This is a genomic window from Nocardioides sp. OK12 (assembly GCF_024341885.1).
In the GTDB taxonomy this organism is placed as follows: Bacteria; Actinomycetota; Actinomycetes; order Propionibacteriales; family Nocardioidaceae; genus Nocardioides; species Nocardioides marinisabuli.
This window is the reverse complement of the sequence record NZ_BNET01000002.1, coordinates 600,014-618,696: the sequence shown is the minus strand read 5'-3', so window position 1 is coordinate 618,696 and position 18,683 is coordinate 600,014. Positions and strand designations below refer to the sequence as shown.

Here is an 18,683-nt window from a genome sequence, read left to right as displayed (position 1 = left end):
CCAGCCGCTCACGCCGGGTCGATCACCTGGTCGATCACTCCGCGCGCCCACTCGAGCAGCGCGATGCCGTCGAGCGGGCGCCCGCCGATGACCGCGGTCTGCGGTCGCGGCACCAGGATCGTGTCGACCTGCGGCTTGACCAGCGACTTCGGGTACATCCGCTGCAGCCGCACGACGCGCGACTCGGGCAGGCTGACCGGCGCGAACCGCACGTTCTTGCCGGCGATCGTGACCTCGCCGATCCCGGCCTTGCGGGCCCGGGCCCGGAACCGCGCGACCAGCAGCAGCGAGACCACCTCGACCGGCGGCTCGCCGTACCGGTCGAGCAGCTCCTCGTTGATCGCGTCGACGTCGTCGTCGGAGCGCACCTCGGCCAGGCGCTTGTAGATCTCCAGGCGCAGCCGCTCGGTGGGGATGTAGTCGTGGGGCAGGTGCGCGTCGACCGGGAGCTCGATGCGGACCTCGTTGAGCTCGGGCTCGCCGCCGTCGCCCTTGAACTCCGCGACCGCCTCGCCGACCAGGCGCACGTAGAGGTCGAAGCCGACGTCGGCGATGTGGCCCGACTGCTCGCCGCCCAGCAGGTTGCCGGCGCCGCGGATCTCGAGGTCCTTCATCGCGATCGCCATGCCGCCGCCGAGGTCGGAGTGCTGGGCCAGGGTGGCCAGCCGCTCGTGCGCGGTCTCGGTCAGCGGCTTCTCGGAGGGGTAGAGGAAGTAGGCGTAGGCCCGCTCGCGCGAGCGGCCGACCCGACCGCGCAGCTGGTGCAGCTGGGAGAGGCCGAGGGTGTCGGAGCGCTCGATGATCATCGTGTTGGCGTTGGAGACGTCGAGGCCGGACTCCACGATCGTGGTGCACACCAGCACGTCGAAGCGCTTCTCCCAGAAGTCGAGCATCACCTGCTCGAGCTGCTGCTCGCCCATCTGGCCGTGCGCGGTCGCGACCCGCGCCTCGGGCACCAGCTCCTTGATGCGCGCCGCGGCCTTCTCGATCGACTGCACCCGGTTGTGGATGTAGAAGACCTGGCCCTCGCGCAGCAGCTCGCGGCGCACGGCGGCCACCACCTGGCGGTCCTCGTAGGCGCCGACGTAGGTCAGCACCGGGTGCCGCTCCTCGGGCGGGGTGGTGATCGTGGACATCTCGCGGATGCCGGTGATCGCCATCTCGAGCGTGCGCGGGATCGGCGTCGCGCTCATCGACAGCACGTCGACGGAGGTGCGCAGCCGCTTCATCTGCTCCTTGTGCTCGACGCCGAAGCGCTGCTCCTCGTCGACGATGATCAGCCCCAGGTCCTTCATCCGGGTGTCGGGGTTGAGCAGCCGGTGCGTGCCCACCACGATGTCGACGGTGCCGTCGGCCAGCCCGGCCAGGACCTCCCTGGCCTCCTTGTCGGTCTGGAAGCGCGAGAGCCCCTTCAGCACCACCGGGAAGCCGGCCATCCGCTCGCTGAAGGTCGACAGGTGCTGGGTGACCAGCAGCGTCGTGGGCACCAGCACCGCGACCTGCTTGCCGTCCTGGACGGCCTTGAACGCCGCGCGCACCGCGATCTCGGTCTTGCCGTAGCCCACGTCGCCGCAGACCAGGCGGTCCATCGGGACCACCTGGCGCATGTCCTGCTTGACCTCGTCGACCGTGGTCAGCTGGTCCTGGGTCTCCTGGAACGGGAAGGCGTCCTCGAGCTCGCGCTGCCAGGGGGTGTCGGGGCCGAACGCGTGGCCCTGGGTGGCCTGCCGGGCGGCGTACAGCTTGATCAGCTCGGCGGCGATCTCGCGCACCGCCTTGCGGGCGCGGCCCTTGCGCTTGGCCCAGTCGCCGCCGCCGAGGCGGTCGAGGCTGGGCTGCTCGCCACCCACGTAGCGGGTGACCTGGTCGAGGGCGTCGGCGGGCACGTAGAGCCGGTCGGCGGGGCCGCCGCGCTTGGAGGCGCCGTACTCGAGCACGAGGTACTCGCGGGTCGCGCCGCCGACCTGGCGCTGCTTCATCTCCACGAAGCGCCCCACGCCGTGCTGCTCGTGGACGACGAAGTCGCCGGCCTTGAGCTCGAGCGGGTCGATCTGCTTCTTGCGGCGCGTGGGCATCTTGCGCATGTCGCGCGTGGACGACTTCTGGCCCGAGAGGTCCTCGCCGGTCAGCAGCACCAAGCGGTTCGTCTCGTCGACGAAGCCGTGCGCGAGCGCGCCGCAGCTGACGGTGACCACGTCGGGCGACAGGCGCACCTGCTCGCCACCGTCGCCGGGGCGCGGCTCGACCATCCGGGCCGGCACGTCGTGCTCGGCCAGCGCCTCGACCATGCGCTGGGCGGGGCCGTGGCCCTCGTGCAGCACCAGCACCCGGTAGCCCTCGGAGCGCCAGGTCTCGAGGTCCTTGATCGCCCGCTCGACGTCGCCGCGGTAGGCGTCGACCGGCTTGGCGGGCAGCGCCCGGCTGGGCACCGCGCCCACGGTCACGTCGACGTCGATGCCGGTGACCGCGCCCGACTCGTCGCGCAGCACCGGCCCGGCCGCCGCGCCGTCGGCGTCGTCGATGCCGAAGGGGCTCACGGTCCACCAGGGCTTGTCCTGGCCCAGGCTGTGCTCGCGCACGTCGGAGAGGGTGCGGTACGACGCCGCGCCCAGGTCGATCGGGGCGCTGCCGCCGCTGGCGGCCGCGGCCCAGCTGGCGCCCAGGAACTCCTCGCTGGTGGCGACCAGGTCGTGGGCGCGGCGGCGCGCGCGCTCGGGGTCGAGCACCAGCACGTGGGTGTCGACGGGCATCAGGTCGACGAGCAGCTCCATGTCGTCGACGAGCGCGGGCGCCAGCGACTCCATGCCCTCGACGGCGATGCCCTCGGCCATCTTGTCGGTCAGCTCGAGCAGCTGGGGGTGGGCCTGGCCGAGCGCGGCCGCGCGGCGGCGTACCTCGTCGGTGAGCAGCAGCTCGCGGCACGGCGGCGCCCAGAGCCGCTCGACGGGCTCGAGGGTGCGCTGGTCGGCCACCGAGAACGAGCGGATCTCCTCGACCTCGTCGCCCCACAGCTCCACGCGCAGCGGGTGCTCCTCGGTGGGCGGGAAGACGTCGATGATCCCGCCGCGCACCGCGAACTCGCCGCGGCGCTCGACCAGGTCGACGCGCGAGTACGCCGCGTCGGAGAGGCGGCGCACCAGGTCGTCGAGGGGCGCGGTGCCGCCGGGGACGAGCTCGACGGGCTCGAGGTCGCCGAGCCCCTTGACCTGCGGCTGCAGCACCGAGCGCACCGGCGCCACCACCACCTGCAGCGGGCCGTTGGTGGCGTCGGTGCCGGGGTGCTGCAGGCGGCGCAGCACCGCCAGGCGGCGACCGACGGTGTCGGAGCGCGGGCTGAGCCGCTCGTGGGGCAGCGTCTCCCACGACGGGTAGTAGGCGACCGCGGCCGGGTCGAGCAGGTCGCCGAGCGCGGCGACGAGGTCCTCGGCCTCGCGCGAGGTCGCGGTCACCGCCAGCACGCTGCGACCGGCGCGCACCAACCCGGCCACCACGAAGGGGCGCAGGGCCTCGGGGCCGGTCAGGTCGAGCGCACGGACCCGCCCCTCCCCCGCGTCGGCGAGGACCTCGGCGAGAGTCGGGTCGGCCAGCACCGCGTCGGCGATCCCGGCGGGGCCGGGGGCGAGGTGGGTCTCGAGGGTCGTGGTCGACACGTGCGCTGGCTCCTGGGTGGTCGCTGGTGCGTCAAGCACAGGGGGCGCCGCACGGGCAACGCCCCCGCTCGGGCGCGAGACGGGGGTGCGGTGCAGCGCGCTCGAGTCTACGACCGGCCACCGACACCGGCCGAAAGCCGGTTGTCCTCAGCGGCGGGCGCCGAACGCCTCCTCGCGCAGCGCGGCCAGCTCGTCGGAGCGGGCCTGGTCGGCGGTGTAGAGCACCCGCCCGTCGGCGGCCACCTCGGCCACCAGCTGCTCGCGAGCGGCGAGGTAGGCGACGTACGCCCGCTGCTGCTCGCCCAGGTCGCGGTGCCAGGAGCGCACCTCGACGCCGCGGCAGACCTCCAGCGCCCGTCGCAGCACCGGGCGGACCTCCTCGGCCTCGGCGGCCACGATCGCGTAGAAGCTGTCGCGGCCGCTGCCCTCGGGCACGGCCGCGAACGCCGGGCGCAGGTAGGCCACCATCGCGGCGAGCACGGTGTCGGTGCGCCGGGCCGCGGCCAGCGCCCGCTCCTCGCAGCCCGCCAACCGGTCGCGCTCGTCGTCGCGCCAGCGGGCGTCGAGGACCGCCAGCACGGCGCCCGCGACGACCAGCAGCGCCGCGAGCGCGGCCAGGAGCCTCAGGCGGCGTACGGCGCGCGGGCCCCGGGGCGGGCGCCCGCCGTCGAGGACCTCGACGCCGGCCACCGCGCTCGCCTCAGCCCAGCGCGCGGAAGGACAGGGCGTGCCAGCGCGGGCCGACGGGCGTCACCTCGACCCGGCGCGGGTCGAACATCGAGACCGGGTCCCGGTCGTCGTCGGGGTCGCCGATGGCGCGCACGATGCGGATCTCCAGGCGCGACTCCGAGAGCCCCTCGGCGAGGTCCTCGCCCCACTCCACCACCGTGACGGCCTCGTCGAGGGAGGTGTCGAGGTCGAGGTCGTCGAGCTCCTCGAGCCCGTCGAGGCGGTAGGCGTCGACGTGGACCAGCTCGGGGCCGCCGACCGTCGAAGGGTGCACGCGGGCGATGACGAAGGTCGGCGAGGTGACGTTGCCGCGCACCCCGAGCCCGGCGCCGAGACCCTGGGTGAAGGTGGTCTTGCCGGCACCCAGGTCGCCGGTCAGCACGACCAGGTCGCCGTGGCTGAGCTGGCCGGCCAGCGAGCGGCCGATGCCGCGCATCGCGTCGGCGGTCGGGGCCTGGAAGACGGCGGTGCGCAGCGGGCGGCGCATCTCGACCAGCGGCGAGTAGCGGCGGATCTCGCGGAAGCCCTGGCGGTCCCAGAAGCGCACCGTGGCCGGCAGCTCCTCGCGCGCCTGCACGATCAGGTCGTCGGTGCCCCGACCGGAGTCGGCGACCGCGTCGACGGCGGCGTCGATGAGCCGACCGGCGATGCCCATGCCCTGCATCCCGGGCACCACTCCGAAGCGACGGATGTAGGTGGAGGACCCGATCGGGTCGAGGATCAGGGTGCCCACGGGCTGGTCGTCGATGACGGCCAGCAGCCCGCCGCCGTCGGCGAGCTTGCCGCGGATGGTGTGCACCGTCTCCTTCAGCGCCCCCGGCGGCGGGTCGAGCGGCGGGCGCGCCGAGAACGCCTCGTGCACCACGTGCATCACGTGCTCGGCGGCCTCCGGCCCCACGCGTCGTACGACGACGTCGGGACGCGGGCGGGACTCCTCGCGCGCCGTGCTCACCGCTGCTCCGCCCGCTCGCTGGCGGCCGCGAGGAGCTGGTCGAGCTCGGCGTTGACCTGGTCGTGGCTCTCCATGACGACCATGTGCCCGGCGCCCTCGACCTCGACCAGGCGCGAACCGTCGATGTGGGCGTGCAGCTTGCGGCTGTGGCCGATCGAGGTGACCCGGTCGGAGGTGCCGCAGATGATCGAGACGGGCACCCGGCTCAGCACCTCCACGACGTGGAACTTGTCGAGCGACTCGAAGCTGGGGAAGAACTCGGCGACGACCTCGAAGGGGGTGCGGGCCAGCATCTGGTCGACGAAGCGCACGTAGGACTCGGGCACGTCGCCGCCGAAGGAGAACAGGTCGGTGGCCACGATCGCCAACGAGCCGCCGAGGCGGCGGGCCAGGTCGATGAGCCGGTGCCCGCGCGCCAGCGGCACCATCGCCCGCCCGACCGCGCGGCCCAGGAACGGCCCGGCGAGCTTGGCCGGCACGACCGGCAGCAGCAGGCGGCCCACGTCGAGACCGCCGGCGGTCGTGGAGACCAGCCCCACGCCGACCACCCGGTCGCCGAAGAGCTCAGGGTGCTGCTCGGCCAGCGCGATGATAGTCATCCCGCCCATCGAGTGGCCCACCAGGACCACGGGCCCCTCGGGTGCCTCGGCCTCGAGCACCCGGGCCAGGTCGTGGCCGAGCTGGTCGATGGTGGCGTGCTCGAGCGAGGAGCGCCCGGAGCGGCCGTGGGAGCGCTGGTCGTAGAAGACGGTGCGCACCAGGCCGCGGTAGCCGGCGCGCTGGAAGTGCCAGCAGTCGAGGTTGAGGGCGTAGCCGTGCACGAAGACCACCGTGAGCGGCTGGTGGTCGGGGCCGGTCGGGTCGGCGGGGTCGTGGGCGTCGGGCTCGTCGACCTCGACGTGCAGCGGCAGCCCGTCGTCGGCCACCACGGTGCGCGCCACGGAGCGCAGCGTGCCCAGGGGGGCGCGGTCGCCCGCGCCCCGGCGGGCGATGACGCGGCGGCGGCGGACGACCTCCGCGGCGGTGCCGGCCACCGCGACGCCCGCGAGGGCGCCGGCCAGCCCGGCCACACGACGACGCATGTTCACGACTGCTCCTCGCTGTCGACCCAGCGGCGCGCGAAGCGGCCGCCGATCCTGCTGACGATCTCGTAGGAGATGGTGCCGCACGCCTCGGCCCAGTCCTGCGCGGTCGGGTCGGGGGCGCTGCCGAACAGCACCACCCGGTCGCCGGCGCCGACGGCCGGCTCCTCGCCCGGCCCGGCCAGCTCGACGACGAGCTGGTCCATGCACACCCGGCCCCGGACCGGTCGGCGTGTGCCGGCGACGCCGACCTCGGCGGTGTTGCCGGCGTGGCGCGGCACCCCGTCGGCGTACCCCACGGGCAGCAGGCCGACGGTGACCGGCTGGTCGGCGACCCAGGTGTGGCCGTAGGAGACGCCGTCGCCGGGCGCGAGCCGCTTGGTCATCGCCACGGTCGCGGTGGCGGTCATCGCGGGGCGCAGGCCCAGGTCGGGGGTGTGGCCCGGGGCGGGGTCGAGGCCGTAGGACGCGAGGCCGACGCGGACCAGGTCGAAGCGGGACTCCGGCTGCAGCAGCGCCGCGGCCGAGTTGGCCAGGTGGCGCACCTCGGGCTCGAGCCCGGCCGCCTCGGCGGCGTCGAGCGCCTCGCGGAAGACCCGCTGCTGCGCGGGGTTGGCGGGGTGGTCGGGGTCGTCGGAGGCGGCCAGGTGCGACCAGATGCCGGTGACGCGCCAGTGGCCGGCGTCCTGGCCGGCGCGCGCCGCGGCGACCAGCGCCGGCCAGTCGGCGGGGGCGCAGCCGCCGCGGTTGAGGCCGGTGTCGATCTTGAGCTGCAGGCGGGCCGGGCGGCCGGCGCGGGCCACGGCGTCGACGAGGTGGTCGAGCTCGGCGGTGGTGTACGCCGTCACGTCGACGTCGGCGGCCACCGCGGCCGCCCAGTCCTCGCCGGGGACGGTCAGCCAGGCCAGCAGCCGGCCGGTGTCGCCGGCCTCGCGCAGGGCCAGCGCCTCGTCGAGGGTGGCCACGCCCAGCCAGGGCGCCCCCGCCTCGCGGGCGGCCCGGGCGACGGGCACCATGCCGTGGCCGTAGGCGTCGGCCTTGACGACGACCATGAGCGCCACGTCGGGGCCGACCTCGTCGGCGATCCGGCGCACGTTGTGTCGGACCGCCGCCAGGTCGACGACGATCTCGGCGCGCCGTGCGTCGTGCGGAAGGCTCATCGGGTCCATCCTTCCACCCGACGGCTCAGGGACTGCTCAGGGGCGCGGGCAGGGTCCGCACCACGTCGGCCACCGCCCCCGCGACCTGGCCCGCCACGATCGGCCCGCCGCGCGAGACGGCGGTGGCCGCGGCGCCGTGCAGCCACGACCCGACGCTCGCGGCGTCGAAGGGCTCGAGCCCCGCGGCGAGCAGGGCGCCGATGAGCCCGCCGAGCACGTCGCCGGCGCCGGCGGTCGCCAGCCACGGGGTGCCGGTGGTGGTGGCGCGGGTGCGCCCGTCGGGGCGGCTGACCAGGGTGTGGCGGCCCTTGAGCAGCACCACGCAGCCGTAGCGGCGCGCGGCCGCCCGGGCGAAGTGCAGCGGGCGCGCCTCGATGTCGGCGCGGTCCTCGCCGAGCATCGCGGCGAGCTCGCCGGCGTGCGGGGTGAGCACCGCCGGCACCTCCCCCGACCGCAGCAGCGGCTCGTGGGGCCCGAGCTGGTGCAGCGCGTCGGCGTCGACGAGCACCGGCAGGTGGTGCTCGCGGGCGTCGTCGAGCGCCTCGGCCAGGGTGCCGGCGGCGCCCTCGCCCGCGCCGGAGCCGACCACCCAGGCCTGCACCCGGCCGGCCCCGACCACCTCGGGGTGCGCCTGGCGCACCCGGTCGGCCACGGCGACGTCGCCGACGTACCGGACCATGCCGGCGAGGCCGGTCGCGGCGCCGGCGACGCTGAGCAGCCCGGCGCCGGGGTACTCCTCGGAGCCGGCGCGCACCCCGACCACGCCGCGCGTGTACTTGTGGGCGTCGTCGGCCGGGCGCGGCAGCAGCCGGGCGACGTCGTGGCCCTGGAGGCTCTCGACGCCCGGCTCGGGCAGGTCGAGGCCGAGGTCGACGAGGTGCACCGCGCCGCAGGCGCCCGCCGCGGGGTCGACCAGGTGGGCGGACTTGTGGGTGCCGAACGTGACCGTCAGCGCGGCCCGCACGTGCGGCTCGGGGGTCTCCCCGGTGTCGACGTCGACCCCGCTGGGCACGTCGACCGCGACCACCGGGACCCCCTCGAGCCGTGCCAGCGCTCGCTGCGCGTCGGGGCGCAGCCCGGGCTTGCCGCCGATGCCCACGATCCCGTCGACCACCACCTCCGGTCGTGCCCCCCGGCGTGGCTCCTGGCTCCCGCCCGGGGGCACGACCCGGCCACCGGCGGCCCGCAGCGCCGCCAGGCCGCCCTCGTGCACGGTCTCGGAGAGCAGCCACGCCTCCACCCCGGCCCCGCGCCGCGCCAGCAGCGCCCCGGCGTGCAGCGCGTCGCCCCCGTTGTCGCCAGAGCCCACCAGCAGCAGCACTCGCCGGCCGTACGTCGAGCCGAGCCAGTCGGCCACCGCCTGCGCCAGCCCGTGGGCCGCCCGCATCATCAGCGCGCCCTCCGGCAGCCGGGCCATCAGCCCCGCCTCCGCCGCCCTGACCTGCTCCACCGTGTGCGCCTGCCTCATGCCGCCCCAACCTAGCCCCGGGTCGTGCCCCTGAGGGTGACCCCGGAGACACCCACACCGGCACGACGCCGAGGTTGTGGAGGACGACCGCCCGCGACCCCCTGCTCCGGGCACCCTCGGGGCATGGACAGAGGACCGGAGGCGGCGTGGCGCGGGCTGGCGCGTCGGCAGGAGGGGCTGTTGAGCCGCCGGCAGCTCCACGCGCTCGGCGTCGACCGGTGGGGCGTCCGTGCGCAGGTGCGCGCCGAGCGCTGGGTCGCGCGCACCCCGATGGTCGTCTCCACCACGACGGGCCCGCTCGACCGCGCCCAGACCCGGTGGATGGGGGTGCTGCACGCCGGTCCCGCGGCGGTGCTCGGCGACCTGAGCGCCGCGGAGGTGCACGGCCTGGAGCGCTGGCACCGCGACGACGTCACGGTCGTCGTACCTCAGGCCCTCGAGCTCGACGAGGACGTCGAGGGGGTGGTCTTCCGGCGTACCCGGAGAGCACTGGAGCCGATGACGGCACCCACGGCCCTGCCCACCATGCGACTCGAGCCGGCCGTCCTGCACTTCGCCGCTTACCAGCCGTCCCGGCGCACGGCGCAGGGAGTGCTGGCCGCGGTGGTCCAGCAGCAGCTGACGACCCCCGACCGGCTGCGCGACTGGGTACGCCGGATGCGGCCGCTGCGGTGGGCGGGCCTCTTCCGCACCGCGCTCGACGAGATCGACGGCGGAGCACGCTCGGTCTCCGAGCTCGACGTGGCACGGCTGTGCCGCGACCACCGCCTCGTGCCCCCGCACCGGCAGGTGCGCCGCCGGGGCTCCGACGGCCGGTTGCGCTACACCGACTGCGAGTGGGACCTGGCCGACGGCGGTGTGCTGGTGCTCGAGATCGACGGCGCCTTCCACATGCACGCCGAGCACTGGGAGGACGACATCGCCCGGGAGCGGTCGCTGGTCGCCAGCGACCGGGTGGTGGTGCGGTGCACGGCGCGAGAGCTGCGGGAGGAGCCCCGCAGCCTGCTGGCCGACCTGCTCCGCCTGGGCGTGCCCGGCACCGCCACAGGGTCGTGCCCCTAAGCGTGGCCTCGCGGCCACGCCCAGGGGCACGGTTGGGGTCAGCGGACGGTGCGGAAGACCGCCTTGCCCTTGCTCTTCTTGAAGGGGTCGGCGGGCAGGAACCGGACGATGACCTTGCTGCGGCCCAGCGAGCGGGCCTTGAAGCGGGTCTCGGCGACTCCGTCGACGACCTCGGCGCGGCGCACGACGTCACCGTCGACGAGCACCTTGACCTTGCCGGCGGGGGCGATCGAGCCGGCGGCGCCGACGGTGGCGACCAGCGAGACCTTGGAGCCCTTCGAGACCTTGTCGTCGCTGAGGTCGACGTCGAGGGACGTCGGGACCTTGCGCACGTCGACCTCGGCGTCGGCGGCCTCGACCACGGTGGTGGCGGTGCCCTCGGAGTCGACGGTCTCGAGCTCCTCGACCACCAGGCCGGTGGGCCCGGAGGCGGTGGCCACGAAGGTGAGGGTGGCCAGGGTCGTCTCGCCCGAGGTCGCCGGCGAGGTGCCGAGCTTGGTGTGGGTCACCGCGACCTCGCCCTCGCCCGTCGACTCGTAGGTCGCGCCGGTGTCGTCGGTGCCGGCGCTGTCGACCACGTAGGTCACCGCACCGGGGTCGAAGCCGATGCTGAGGTCGTAGGCGTAGAGGTCGGCGGCGTCCTGCTCGACGGTGACCGTGAACTCCTGGCCCGCCTTGACCTTGGCCGGCGCCGAGATCGTGACCGTCCCGTCGCCGGGGGTCGCGGACTCGTCGCTGCCGACGCCCTCGAGCACGTCGCCGGCGAGGGCGCCGTAGAGCTCGGGGGTGGTGCGGTGCGCGGTGGCCTGCTCGTAGGCGTAGGTCATGCCCAGCAGGTCGCCCTCGGCGTACTCACGGCCCAGGAACTCCAGGTTCACACCCGCCCCGGTGACGGACAGGTCGGTCGCGACGGCCTGGCCCATCGGCACGGTCACGGCCGGCAGCCCGGTGTTGGGGCTCAGGCGCATGTTGGTGCTGTGGGTGCCGTACGGGCGCCCCGAGGGGTAGACGAGCGCGTCGAGGTCGTTGTCGTCGAGCGCCGAGGTGACCAGGCTGCGCCCACCCTCGAGGACGGCGGTGTGGGTGGTCATCCAGGCCTCGTACTCGGCCTCGGTGACCTGCTCGCGACGCTCGTACGTCGAGGCGCGCGAGGGGACGATGTGGCCGGTGTCGATGATGGCGCGCAGCGAGCGGGCCGCGACGCTCTCACCGAGGTGGGCCTCGATGTAGTCGTCGAGGTCGTGCTTGAACTCGTTGGTCGAGCCGCTGCCCTCGCCGAGCACCGGGTCGATGCCGTCGATGGAGATCTCCTCGACCGTGGCGCCCTGGGCCTCGAGGTCCTCGACCGCCTGCGCCCACAGCCGCTGCACCGCGAGGTCGTTGGGCAGCATCGAGGCCAGGTAGCCGATCCGCACGCCCGCGAGCGCCTCGGGGTCGAGGTAGGAGGTGTACGACTCGGGCGCGCGGTCGTCGGCGTCGGCGGTCACCGGGTCGGCGGGGTCGCTGCCGACCACGGCGTCCAGCGCGATGGCCGCGTCGGAGACCGAGCGGGTCATCGGGCCGCCGGTGTCCTGGCTGAGCGCGAGCGGCACGATGCCGTCGCGGCTGGCCAGGCCGACCGTGGGGCGCACGCCGACGAGCTGGTTGTAGCTCGAGGGCACCCGGATCGAGCCGCCGGTGTCGGTGCCGAAGCCGATCGCGCCGAGGTTGGCGGCGATCGCGGCACCGGTGCCGCCGCTGGAGCCGCCCGCGGTCTTGTCGGTGGCGTACGGGCTGGCGACGTACACCGTGTCGCCGGGCTCGGAGCCGGCGCTGAACTGCGAGGTGAAGCCGAAGGCGAACTCGTCGAGGCTGGCCTTGCCCAGGATGATCGCGCCGTCGGCGCGCAGGCCCTCGACCATGGCGGCGTCGTCCTCGGTCTGGTTGTCCTCCCAGCACCCGCAGCCGGCGGTGGTGGGCATGTCGACGGTGTCGTAGTTGTCCTTGAGCAGCACCGGGATGCCGTCGAGCATGCTCGAGGGCCCGCCGTTGACGGCGCGGGCGGCGTCGCTGGCGGCCGCGGCCTCGAGGGCCACGTCGCTGGTGGCGATGATCGAGGCCAGGGCGCGCCCGGTCGGGGAGGTGTCCACGACGGTGCGGTCGTAGGCGGCGATGCGGTCGAGGTAGGCCTGGGTGAGCTGCACCGAGGTGACGACGCCGGCGTTCATCGCCTTCTGCATCTCCACGGCGCTGGCCTCGACGAGCGCGAAGTCGCCGTCGTCGTGCAGCACCCGCTGCGAGAGGGCCGCGAGGTCGGAGACGGTGATGACGAGGTCGCCGTCGAGGTCGGCCGGCGCCACGTCGGGCCACGACGCGTCGGTGCTGGTGGTGCCCATCGCCTCGACCAGCAGGTCGAGGTCGTCGACGGTGACCTCGCGGTCACCGGTCAGGTCGGCGGCGGTGAAGTACGGGGCGAGGTAGCCGCCGCCGGCGGCGGCCGGGGCCGCCGCGGTGGACAGCGCCGGGGTCGACAGCGCGGGGGCGGCGGTGGGACCGACCGCGAGCACGGCGATCCCCATCGAGCCGGCGGCGAGCAACGACGCCCGGGTGGTCTTCTTCTTGTTCACGCTGTTCCTCTCGAACGGGCAGGTAGGCAGGTGAACCATCGCTGCCGCGTGTTATGCGGCAAGACCGTTCTTTACCTCCCCGGTCACCAGCGTGTTAAGCCCGACGAGACCTGGATCACGTCGGCGCGCTCCCGCGGCGGGTCACGCCTCGAGGACCACCACGGCCGAGGCGATGCCCGCGTCGTGGGAGAGCGAGAGGTGCAGGTGGGCGACCCCGAGCTCGTCGGCGCGGGCGCGCACGCTGCCCCGGATCTCCAGCAGCGGACGCCCCGACGACTCGTTGACCACCTCGCAGTCGTGCCAGGCCATCCCCACCGGGGCGCCCAGGGCCTTGGCCAGCGCCTCCTTGGCCGCGAAGCGGGCGGCGAGCGAGGCCAGCGGCCGGGTCGCCTCGGCTGGGGTGAAGAGCCGCTCGCGCAGCGCGGGGGTGCGCTCCAGGGACTCGGCGAAGCGCTCGATGTCGCAGACGTCGATGCCGACGCCGATCACGGGCACGGCGCGCTCACTCGACCGTGACGGACTTGGCGAGGTTGCGCGGCTGGTCGACGTCGTGGCCCATCTGGGTGGCCAGCTCGCAGGCGAAGAGCTGCAGCGGGACCACCGCAACCAGGGGCTGGAGCAGCACCGGCACCCGGGGCAGCCGGACCAGCACGTCGGCGTACGACGAGATCGAGTCGTCGCCCTCCTCGGCCAGGCAGATCGTGCGGGCGCCACGGGCGCGGACCTCCTGGATGCCGCTGAGCATCTTGCCGTGCAGCTGGTCGCGCCCGCGGGGCGGGACCACGCACAGCACCGGCAGGTCCTGCTCGATCAGCGCGATCGGGCCGTGCTTGAGCTCGCCGGCGGCGAAGCCCTCGGCGTGGATGTAGGCCAGCTCCTTGAGCTTCAGCGCCCCCTCGAGCGCGACCGGGTAGCCGGCGTGGCGGCCCAGGAAGAGCACCGAGCGGGTGCCGACGTGGTCGGCGGCGAGCGCGTAGACGTCGTCGGCGCGCGAGAGCACCGTCTCGATGTGGCCGGGCATCTCCTCCAGCTGGCTCATCACCTCGGCGATCTCGTCGCCGTAGCGGGTGCCCTTGACCTGCGCGAGGTAGAGCGCGAGCAGGTAGCAGGCCACCAGCTGGGTCAGGAACCCCTTGGTCGAGGCGACGCCGATCTCGGGGCCGGCGTGGGTGTAGATGACCGCGTCGGACTCGCGCGGGATGGTCGAGCCGTTGGTGTTGCAGATCGCCAGCACCTTCGAGCGCTGGGTGCGGGCGTGGCGGATCGCCTGCAGCGTGTCGGCGGTCTCGCCGGACTGGCTGATCGCCACCACGAGCGTGGAGTAGTCGAGGATCGGGTCGCGGTAGCGGAACTCGCTGGACAGCTCGACCTCGACGGGGATCCGGCACCAGTGCTCGATGGCGTACTTGGCGACCATGCCGGCGTAGAAGGAGGTGCCGGCCGCGATGATGATGATCTTGTCGACGTCGCGCAGCTCCTGGTCGGACAGGCGCATCTCGTCGAGGTGCAGCGCCCCCTCGCGGGTACGGCGCCCCAGCAGCGAGTCGGCCACGGCGCGCGGCTGCTCGAAGATCTCCTTGCGCATGAACCAGTCGTGGCCGTCCTTCTCGGCCGCGGAGAGGTCCCAGTCGACGTGGTAGGGCCGGCCCTGCGCCGGGGTGCCGTCGAAGCCCGAGACGGCCACGCCGTCGGCGGTGATGGTCACGACCTGGTCCTGGTCGAGCTCGAGCGCCTCGCGGGTGTGCTCGATGAAGGCGGCGACGTCGGAGCCGAGGAAGTTCTCGCCCTCGCCGAGGCCCACGACCAGCGGGCTGTTGCGGCGCGCGGCCACCACGGCGGTGGGGTCCTGGGCGTCGACGGCCACGAGCGTGAAGGCACCCTCGAGGCGGCTGCACACCCGCTGCATCGCGGTGGTCAGGTCGACGCCGGAGGCGACCTGCAGCTCCAGCAGGTGGGCCACGACCTCGGTGTCGGTCTCGGAGACCAGCTGGTGGCCGTCGTCCTCCAGGCGCGCCCGCAGGTCGTCGAAGTTCTCGATGATGCCGTTGTGCACCATCGCCACCCGCCCGGTCGCCCCGACGTGGGGGTGGGCGTTGACGTCGTTGGGGGCGCCGTGGGTGGCCCAGCGGGTGTGCCCGATGCCGATCGTCGAGGGCGGCAGCGGGTCGTCGTCGACGACCTTCTCGAGGTTGGCGAGCTTGCCGGCCTTCTTGCGGGTGACCAGCGCCCCCTCGTCGACCAGGGCGATGCCGGCCGAGTCGTAGCCGCGGTACTCCAGGCGCCGCAGCCCCTCGATGACGACCAGCTCGGCCGGCCGCTGACCGACGTACCCCACGATCCCGCACATGGGTGGTGAGTCTATCGAGGCGCGGACCGCCCGACGCGCGCGGCGCGGGGGCTGCAACAATCGCGGCCATGTCCTCGCCTGGCCGGGGCCACCTCAACGGCGGCCACGACGACAACGGCCGCGAGACGTCGCCGTACATCGAGCTCGACCGCTCGGCCTGGGCGGCGCTGGCCGACACGGCCACCGCGGACCCGCTCTCCGAGGAGGAGATCCACGAGCTCAGCGGGCTGGGTGACGAGCTCGACCTCGACGAGGTGCGCGAGGTCTACCTGCCGCTCTCGCGGCTGCTGAGCCTGTACGTCGAGTCGGCCGGCGAGCTGCACCGCAGCCAGGAGGACTTCCTGCACCGCCGCACCCCGCCGCGCACGCCGTTCGTGATCGGGCTCGCGGGCTCGGTGGCGGTCGGCAAGTCGACCACGGCGCGGGTGCTGCAGCAGATGCTGGCGCACTGGCCCGAGCACCCCAACGTGGCGCTGGTGACCACCGACGGCTTCCTCTACCCCAACGCCGAGCTGGAGCGCCGCGGCATCCTGCAGCGCAAGGGCTTCCCCGAGTCCTACGACCGGCGCGCGCTGCTGCGCTTCGTGGTCGACATCAAGTCGGGCAAGGACGAGGTGGAGGCGCCGACCTACTCCCACCTGGTCTACGACGTGGTGCCCGACGAGAAGGTCGTCATCAAGCGCCCCGACATCGTGATCATCGAGGGCCTCAACGTGCTGCAGCCGCCGCGCATCCGCGAGGACGGCACCGCCGGGCTGGTGCTCAGCGACTTCTTCGACTTCAGCGTCTACGTCGACGCGGGGCGCGACAAGATCCGCCAGTGGTACGTCGACCGGTTCCTGCGGCTGCGCGAGACCGCGTTCCGCGACCCGGGGTCCTACTTCTCCAAGTACGGCGCGCTGAGCCACGACGAGGCGGTCGCGGAGGCCGAGCGGATCTGGGACACCATCAACGGGCCCAACCTGGTGCAGAACGTGCTGCCGACCCGTTCGCGGGCCACCCTGGTGCTGCGCAAGGACATCGACCACTCGGTGCGCTACGTGCGGCTGCGCAAGCTCTGAGCCGGCTCGCCCGAGGTGGGGCGCAGGCTGCCCAGCAGCCGGTCGGCGGCGGCGTCGCCGAGCGCGTCGGGCACGCCCCGGTCGCGCACCAGCACCACGCTGGAGGTCCAGCGGCCGGTGTCGAGGCTGACCACGCTGACCTGCACCCGGGCCGCCTCGCAGACGCCGGGGTCGGCGACGCGCAGCGCCACGTCGGTGCGCACCGCCGCAGAACCGTCGGCGAGCTCGACCTCGCGGGTGCGCAGCGGGCCGGTCTCGTGGGTGGTGGCGGTGCGGTGGTCGTAGGCGACGGCGTCGCGCCACTGCCGCGCGAGCTCGCGGCTCGTGGGCCGTGGCGCCAGCCGCGAGACCCGGCCGAACCCGGCGATCGCCCGGTTGGAGGGCCGGCCGGAGGCTCCGGGGCCGTCCGCCTCGCAGAACCCGTCGCGGAACACCGCGGCGCCGTCGATGCCGGCGCTGATCCGGCCCTGCGCGTCGGTGTAGAAGAGCGAGGTGCCGCGCGGGCGGAGGGTCCAGCCGTCGCCGACCTCGAGGACGGCCGCGTCGTGCTCGCCGCCGCGCACCAGCTGCACGGCGCCGGCCCCCTCCCCCGGGTCGCCTGCGGGTGCCGGGCCACCGACGCGACCGGCCCAGCCGGCCACCACGACACCGCCGGTCACCAGCACCAGCGCGACCGCCACCGCGGCGAGCGCCAGCAGCGGCGCCGGCGGCCGGTCGGTGCGCGAGGTCATGGCCGGTGCCTACCCGACCCGGCCGCCGCGCACACCTCGCCCGGCCCCCGCCTGTGGAGGAGCGCCGCGCGGAGCGTCAGCCCACGTCGCTGGAGCGGGCCCGCCACCAGCCCACCAGGGCCAGCGCGGCGACGTACGCCAGCAGCACGAGGGCGCCGCCCCAGCGCGGCAGCAGGTCGGCGCCGCCGAAGCCGCTGAAGAAGCTGGCGCCCACGACCGCGTCGGCGGCGGCACCGGGCAGGTAGGCCGAGACCCCCGAGAGCGACTCGAAGGCCGCGAGCGCGACCCGGGCGATCGGCTCGACGAACTGGGTGAAGGCCAGGACCACCACGATCGCGGCGACCTGGTTGGTCAGCACGGCTCCGAACGCCGCGCCCAGCACCGCCCACAGCGCGGTGACGACCACCCCGAGCAGCAGCGTCTCCCAGACGCGGCCGCTGGTGAGGAAGGCGCCGTCGCCCTGCCAGGCCAGCACCGGCGCGGCCGTGGCGACCAGGCCGGCGGTGCCGACGGCACCGAGCAGCAGCCCCACCGGCACGGTGCCGAGCAGCTTGGCCACCAGCACCACACCGCGGCGCGGCTCGACGAGGTAGGTCTGCTCGATGGTGCGGTGGCGGTGCTCGGTGGTGACGGCCAGGGTGCCGACGACGAGCGGGAAGACGTAGCCGATCGCGTTGAGCACGCCGTACGTCGACAGCGCGGCGTCGATGCCGGTGAGCTGCGGAGTGCCCTCGCCGGGCGGCGTGACGGTGGCGCTGAGGGCCAGCACGCCGCCGACGAAGGCGAGGTAGGCGGCCATCGCGAGCGCGAGGATCCACCAGATCCGGGTGCTCACGAGCTTGCGGTGCTCGGCGACCAGGGCGACGCGCAGCCGCTGCGGGGTGCTCATGCCACGACCTCCTGGGGCTCGGGCCGGTCGCCGGCCTGCTCGACGAGGTGGAAGAAGACGTCCTCGAGGTCGGTGCCCTGCGAGGTGAGCTGGTGCACCTCGAGGCCGGCGGCGTGCACGGCGGCGCCGACCCGGGCGGCGGCGACCCCCTCGACGACCACGCCGGTGGCCCCTCTCGCGCCGGGCGAGGTGGCCCAGCCCTGCTCGGCCAGCACGCCGGTGAGGCGCTCGACCTCGGGCGACTCGACGTAGGTGCGGGGCTCGGCGAGCGCGGCCAGGCCCTCGAGCGGGGAGGCGTGCACGAGCCGGCCCTGCGCGATGATGACCACGTCGTCCACGGTGTGCTGCACCTCGCCGAGCACGTGGCTCGAGACCAGGACGGTGCGCCCCTCGGCCGCGAGGTGGCGCAGCATCCCGCGCAGCCACTTGATGCCCTCGGGGTCGAGGCCGTTGGCGGGCTCGTCGAGCACCAGCACCGGCGGGTCGGCCAGCAGCGCGGCCGCCAGGCCCAGGCGCTGGCGCATGCCGAGGGAGAAGCCGCCGACCCGGCGCTCGGCGCTCTGGTCGAGCCCGACCATCGCCAGCACCTCGCGGCAGCGCGCCCGGCCCGCCCCGACCTGGGGCGCCCAGGCCTCCAGGTGGCCGCGGGCGGTGCGCCCGGGGTGGAAGCCGGGCTCGAGCGCGGCGCCGACCACGGCGCCCGGCACCGGCAGCTCGGCGTACGGCCGCTCCCCCACGAGCGCCCGGCCGGTGGTGGGCCTGGTCAGGCCCAGCAGCATCCGCAGCGTCGTGGTCTTGCCCGAGCCGTTGGGGCCCAGGAACCCGGTCACCCGGCCCGGCGCGACCGTGAAGGACAGGTCCTCCACCGCCTGCACCGACCCGAACCTCTTGCCCAGTCCCTCGAGGACCAGCGGTGGCGCGTCGATCATGCGCCCACCCAATCAGC

14 protein-coding genes are annotated in these 18,683 nt (G+C 74.5%); 2 read left to right on the top strand and 12 right to left on the bottom strand.

The features are described from left to right. Positions 1–8: 8 nt before the first annotated feature. The 6 genes from mfd to OCU29_RS07025 form a co-directional block, all read right to left on the bottom strand. Positions 9–3,650, bottom strand: a complete 3,642-nt coding sequence (mfd, locus tag OCU29_RS07050) for a transcription-repair coupling factor (protein WP_261819348.1) — start codon at positions 3,648–3,650, stop codon at positions 9–11. 147 nt (positions 3,651–3,797) lie between these two features. Continuing rightward, positions 3,798–4,340 (bottom strand): hypothetical protein, encoded by a 543-nt coding sequence (locus tag OCU29_RS07045; RefSeq protein WP_261819347.1) that lies wholly within the window; start codon positions 4,338–4,340, stop codon positions 3,798–3,800. A 10-nt stretch (positions 4,341–4,350) separates the two neighbouring features. Further along, positions 4,351–5,331: a tRNA (adenosine(37)-N6)-threonylcarbamoyltransferase complex ATPase subunit type 1 TsaE gene (tsaE, locus tag OCU29_RS07040; protein ID WP_258016870.1), complete on the bottom strand. Its 981-nt coding sequence runs from the start codon at positions 5,329–5,331 to the stop codon at positions 4,351–4,353. Beyond that, on the bottom strand, positions 5,328–6,413 hold the full coding sequence (locus OCU29_RS07035) for an alpha/beta fold hydrolase (RefSeq protein WP_261819346.1): 1,086 nt from the start codon (positions 6,411–6,413) through the stop codon (positions 5,328–5,330). The genes tsaE and OCU29_RS07035 overlap by 4 nt, the downstream gene beginning before the upstream one ends. A gap of 2 nt (positions 6,414–6,415) precedes the next feature. Continuing rightward, positions 6,416–7,573 (bottom strand): alanine racemase, encoded by a 1,158-nt coding sequence (alr, locus tag OCU29_RS07030; RefSeq protein ID WP_261819345.1) that lies wholly within the window; start codon positions 7,571–7,573, stop codon positions 6,416–6,418. Positions 7,574–7,598: 25 nt separating this feature from the next. Further along, positions 7,599–9,041: an NAD(P)H-hydrate dehydratase gene (locus OCU29_RS07025; protein WP_261819344.1), complete on the bottom strand. Its 1,443-nt coding sequence runs from the start codon at positions 9,039–9,041 to the stop codon at positions 7,599–7,601. A 123-nt stretch (positions 9,042–9,164) separates the two neighbouring features. Between OCU29_RS07025 and OCU29_RS07020 the strand changes: the two genes are divergently transcribed. Continuing rightward, complete coding sequence (locus OCU29_RS07020; protein ID WP_261819343.1) at positions 9,165–10,103, top strand: hypothetical protein; 939 nt, start codon at positions 9,165–9,167, stop codon at positions 10,101–10,103. Between the two features lie 38 nt (positions 10,104–10,141). Here the strand turns inward: OCU29_RS07020 and OCU29_RS07015 are convergent, their stop codons facing one another. The 3 genes from OCU29_RS07015 to glmS all read right to left on the bottom strand — a co-directional run bounded on the left by OCU29_RS07015 (position 10,142) and on the right by glmS (position 15,056). After that, the gene (locus tag OCU29_RS07015; RefSeq protein WP_261819342.1) at positions 10,142–12,709 is read right to left on the bottom strand and encodes an amidase family protein; all 2,568 of its coding nucleotides are present in this window, start codon (positions 12,707–12,709) and stop codon (positions 10,142–10,144) included. A gap of 141 nt (positions 12,710–12,850) precedes the next feature. Next, positions 12,851–13,204: a holo-ACP synthase gene (locus OCU29_RS07010; protein ID WP_179615499.1), complete on the bottom strand. Its 354-nt coding sequence runs from the start codon at positions 13,202–13,204 to the stop codon at positions 12,851–12,853. A 7-nt stretch (positions 13,205–13,211) separates the two neighbouring features. Then, complete coding sequence (gene glmS / locus OCU29_RS07005; RefSeq protein ID WP_261819341.1) at positions 13,212–15,056, bottom strand: glutamine--fructose-6-phosphate transaminase (isomerizing); 1,845 nt, start codon at positions 15,054–15,056, stop codon at positions 13,212–13,214. 68 nt (positions 15,057–15,124) lie between these two features. Between glmS and coaA the strand changes: the two genes are divergently transcribed. Next, complete coding sequence (gene coaA, locus OCU29_RS07000; RefSeq protein ID WP_179615497.1) at positions 15,125–16,117, top strand: type I pantothenate kinase; 993 nt, start codon at positions 15,125–15,127, stop codon at positions 16,115–16,117. Here coaA and OCU29_RS06995 read toward each other — a convergent pair. From OCU29_RS06995 to OCU29_RS06985, 3 genes are all read right to left on the bottom strand, one after another. Continuing rightward, entirely contained in the window at positions 16,093–16,848 is a 756-nt protein-coding gene (locus OCU29_RS06995) for a hypothetical protein (RefSeq protein WP_261819340.1), read from the bottom strand. The two genes, coaA and OCU29_RS06995, sit on opposite strands and share 25 nt — an antisense overlap. Before the next feature lie 76 nt (positions 16,849–16,924). Next, positions 16,925–17,737 carry an ABC transporter permease gene (locus OCU29_RS06990; RefSeq protein ID WP_261819339.1) on the bottom strand — a complete coding sequence of 271 codons (813 nt, stop codon included), beginning with the start codon at positions 17,735–17,737 and terminating at the stop codon, positions 16,925–16,927. After that, positions 17,734–18,666, bottom strand: coding sequence for an ATP-binding cassette domain-containing protein (locus OCU29_RS06985; protein WP_261819338.1), 933 nt, complete (start codon positions 18,664–18,666; stop codon positions 17,734–17,736). Before OCU29_RS06985 ends, OCU29_RS06990 begins: the two co-directional genes overlap by 4 nt. Positions 18,667–18,683 lie beyond the last annotated feature (17 nt).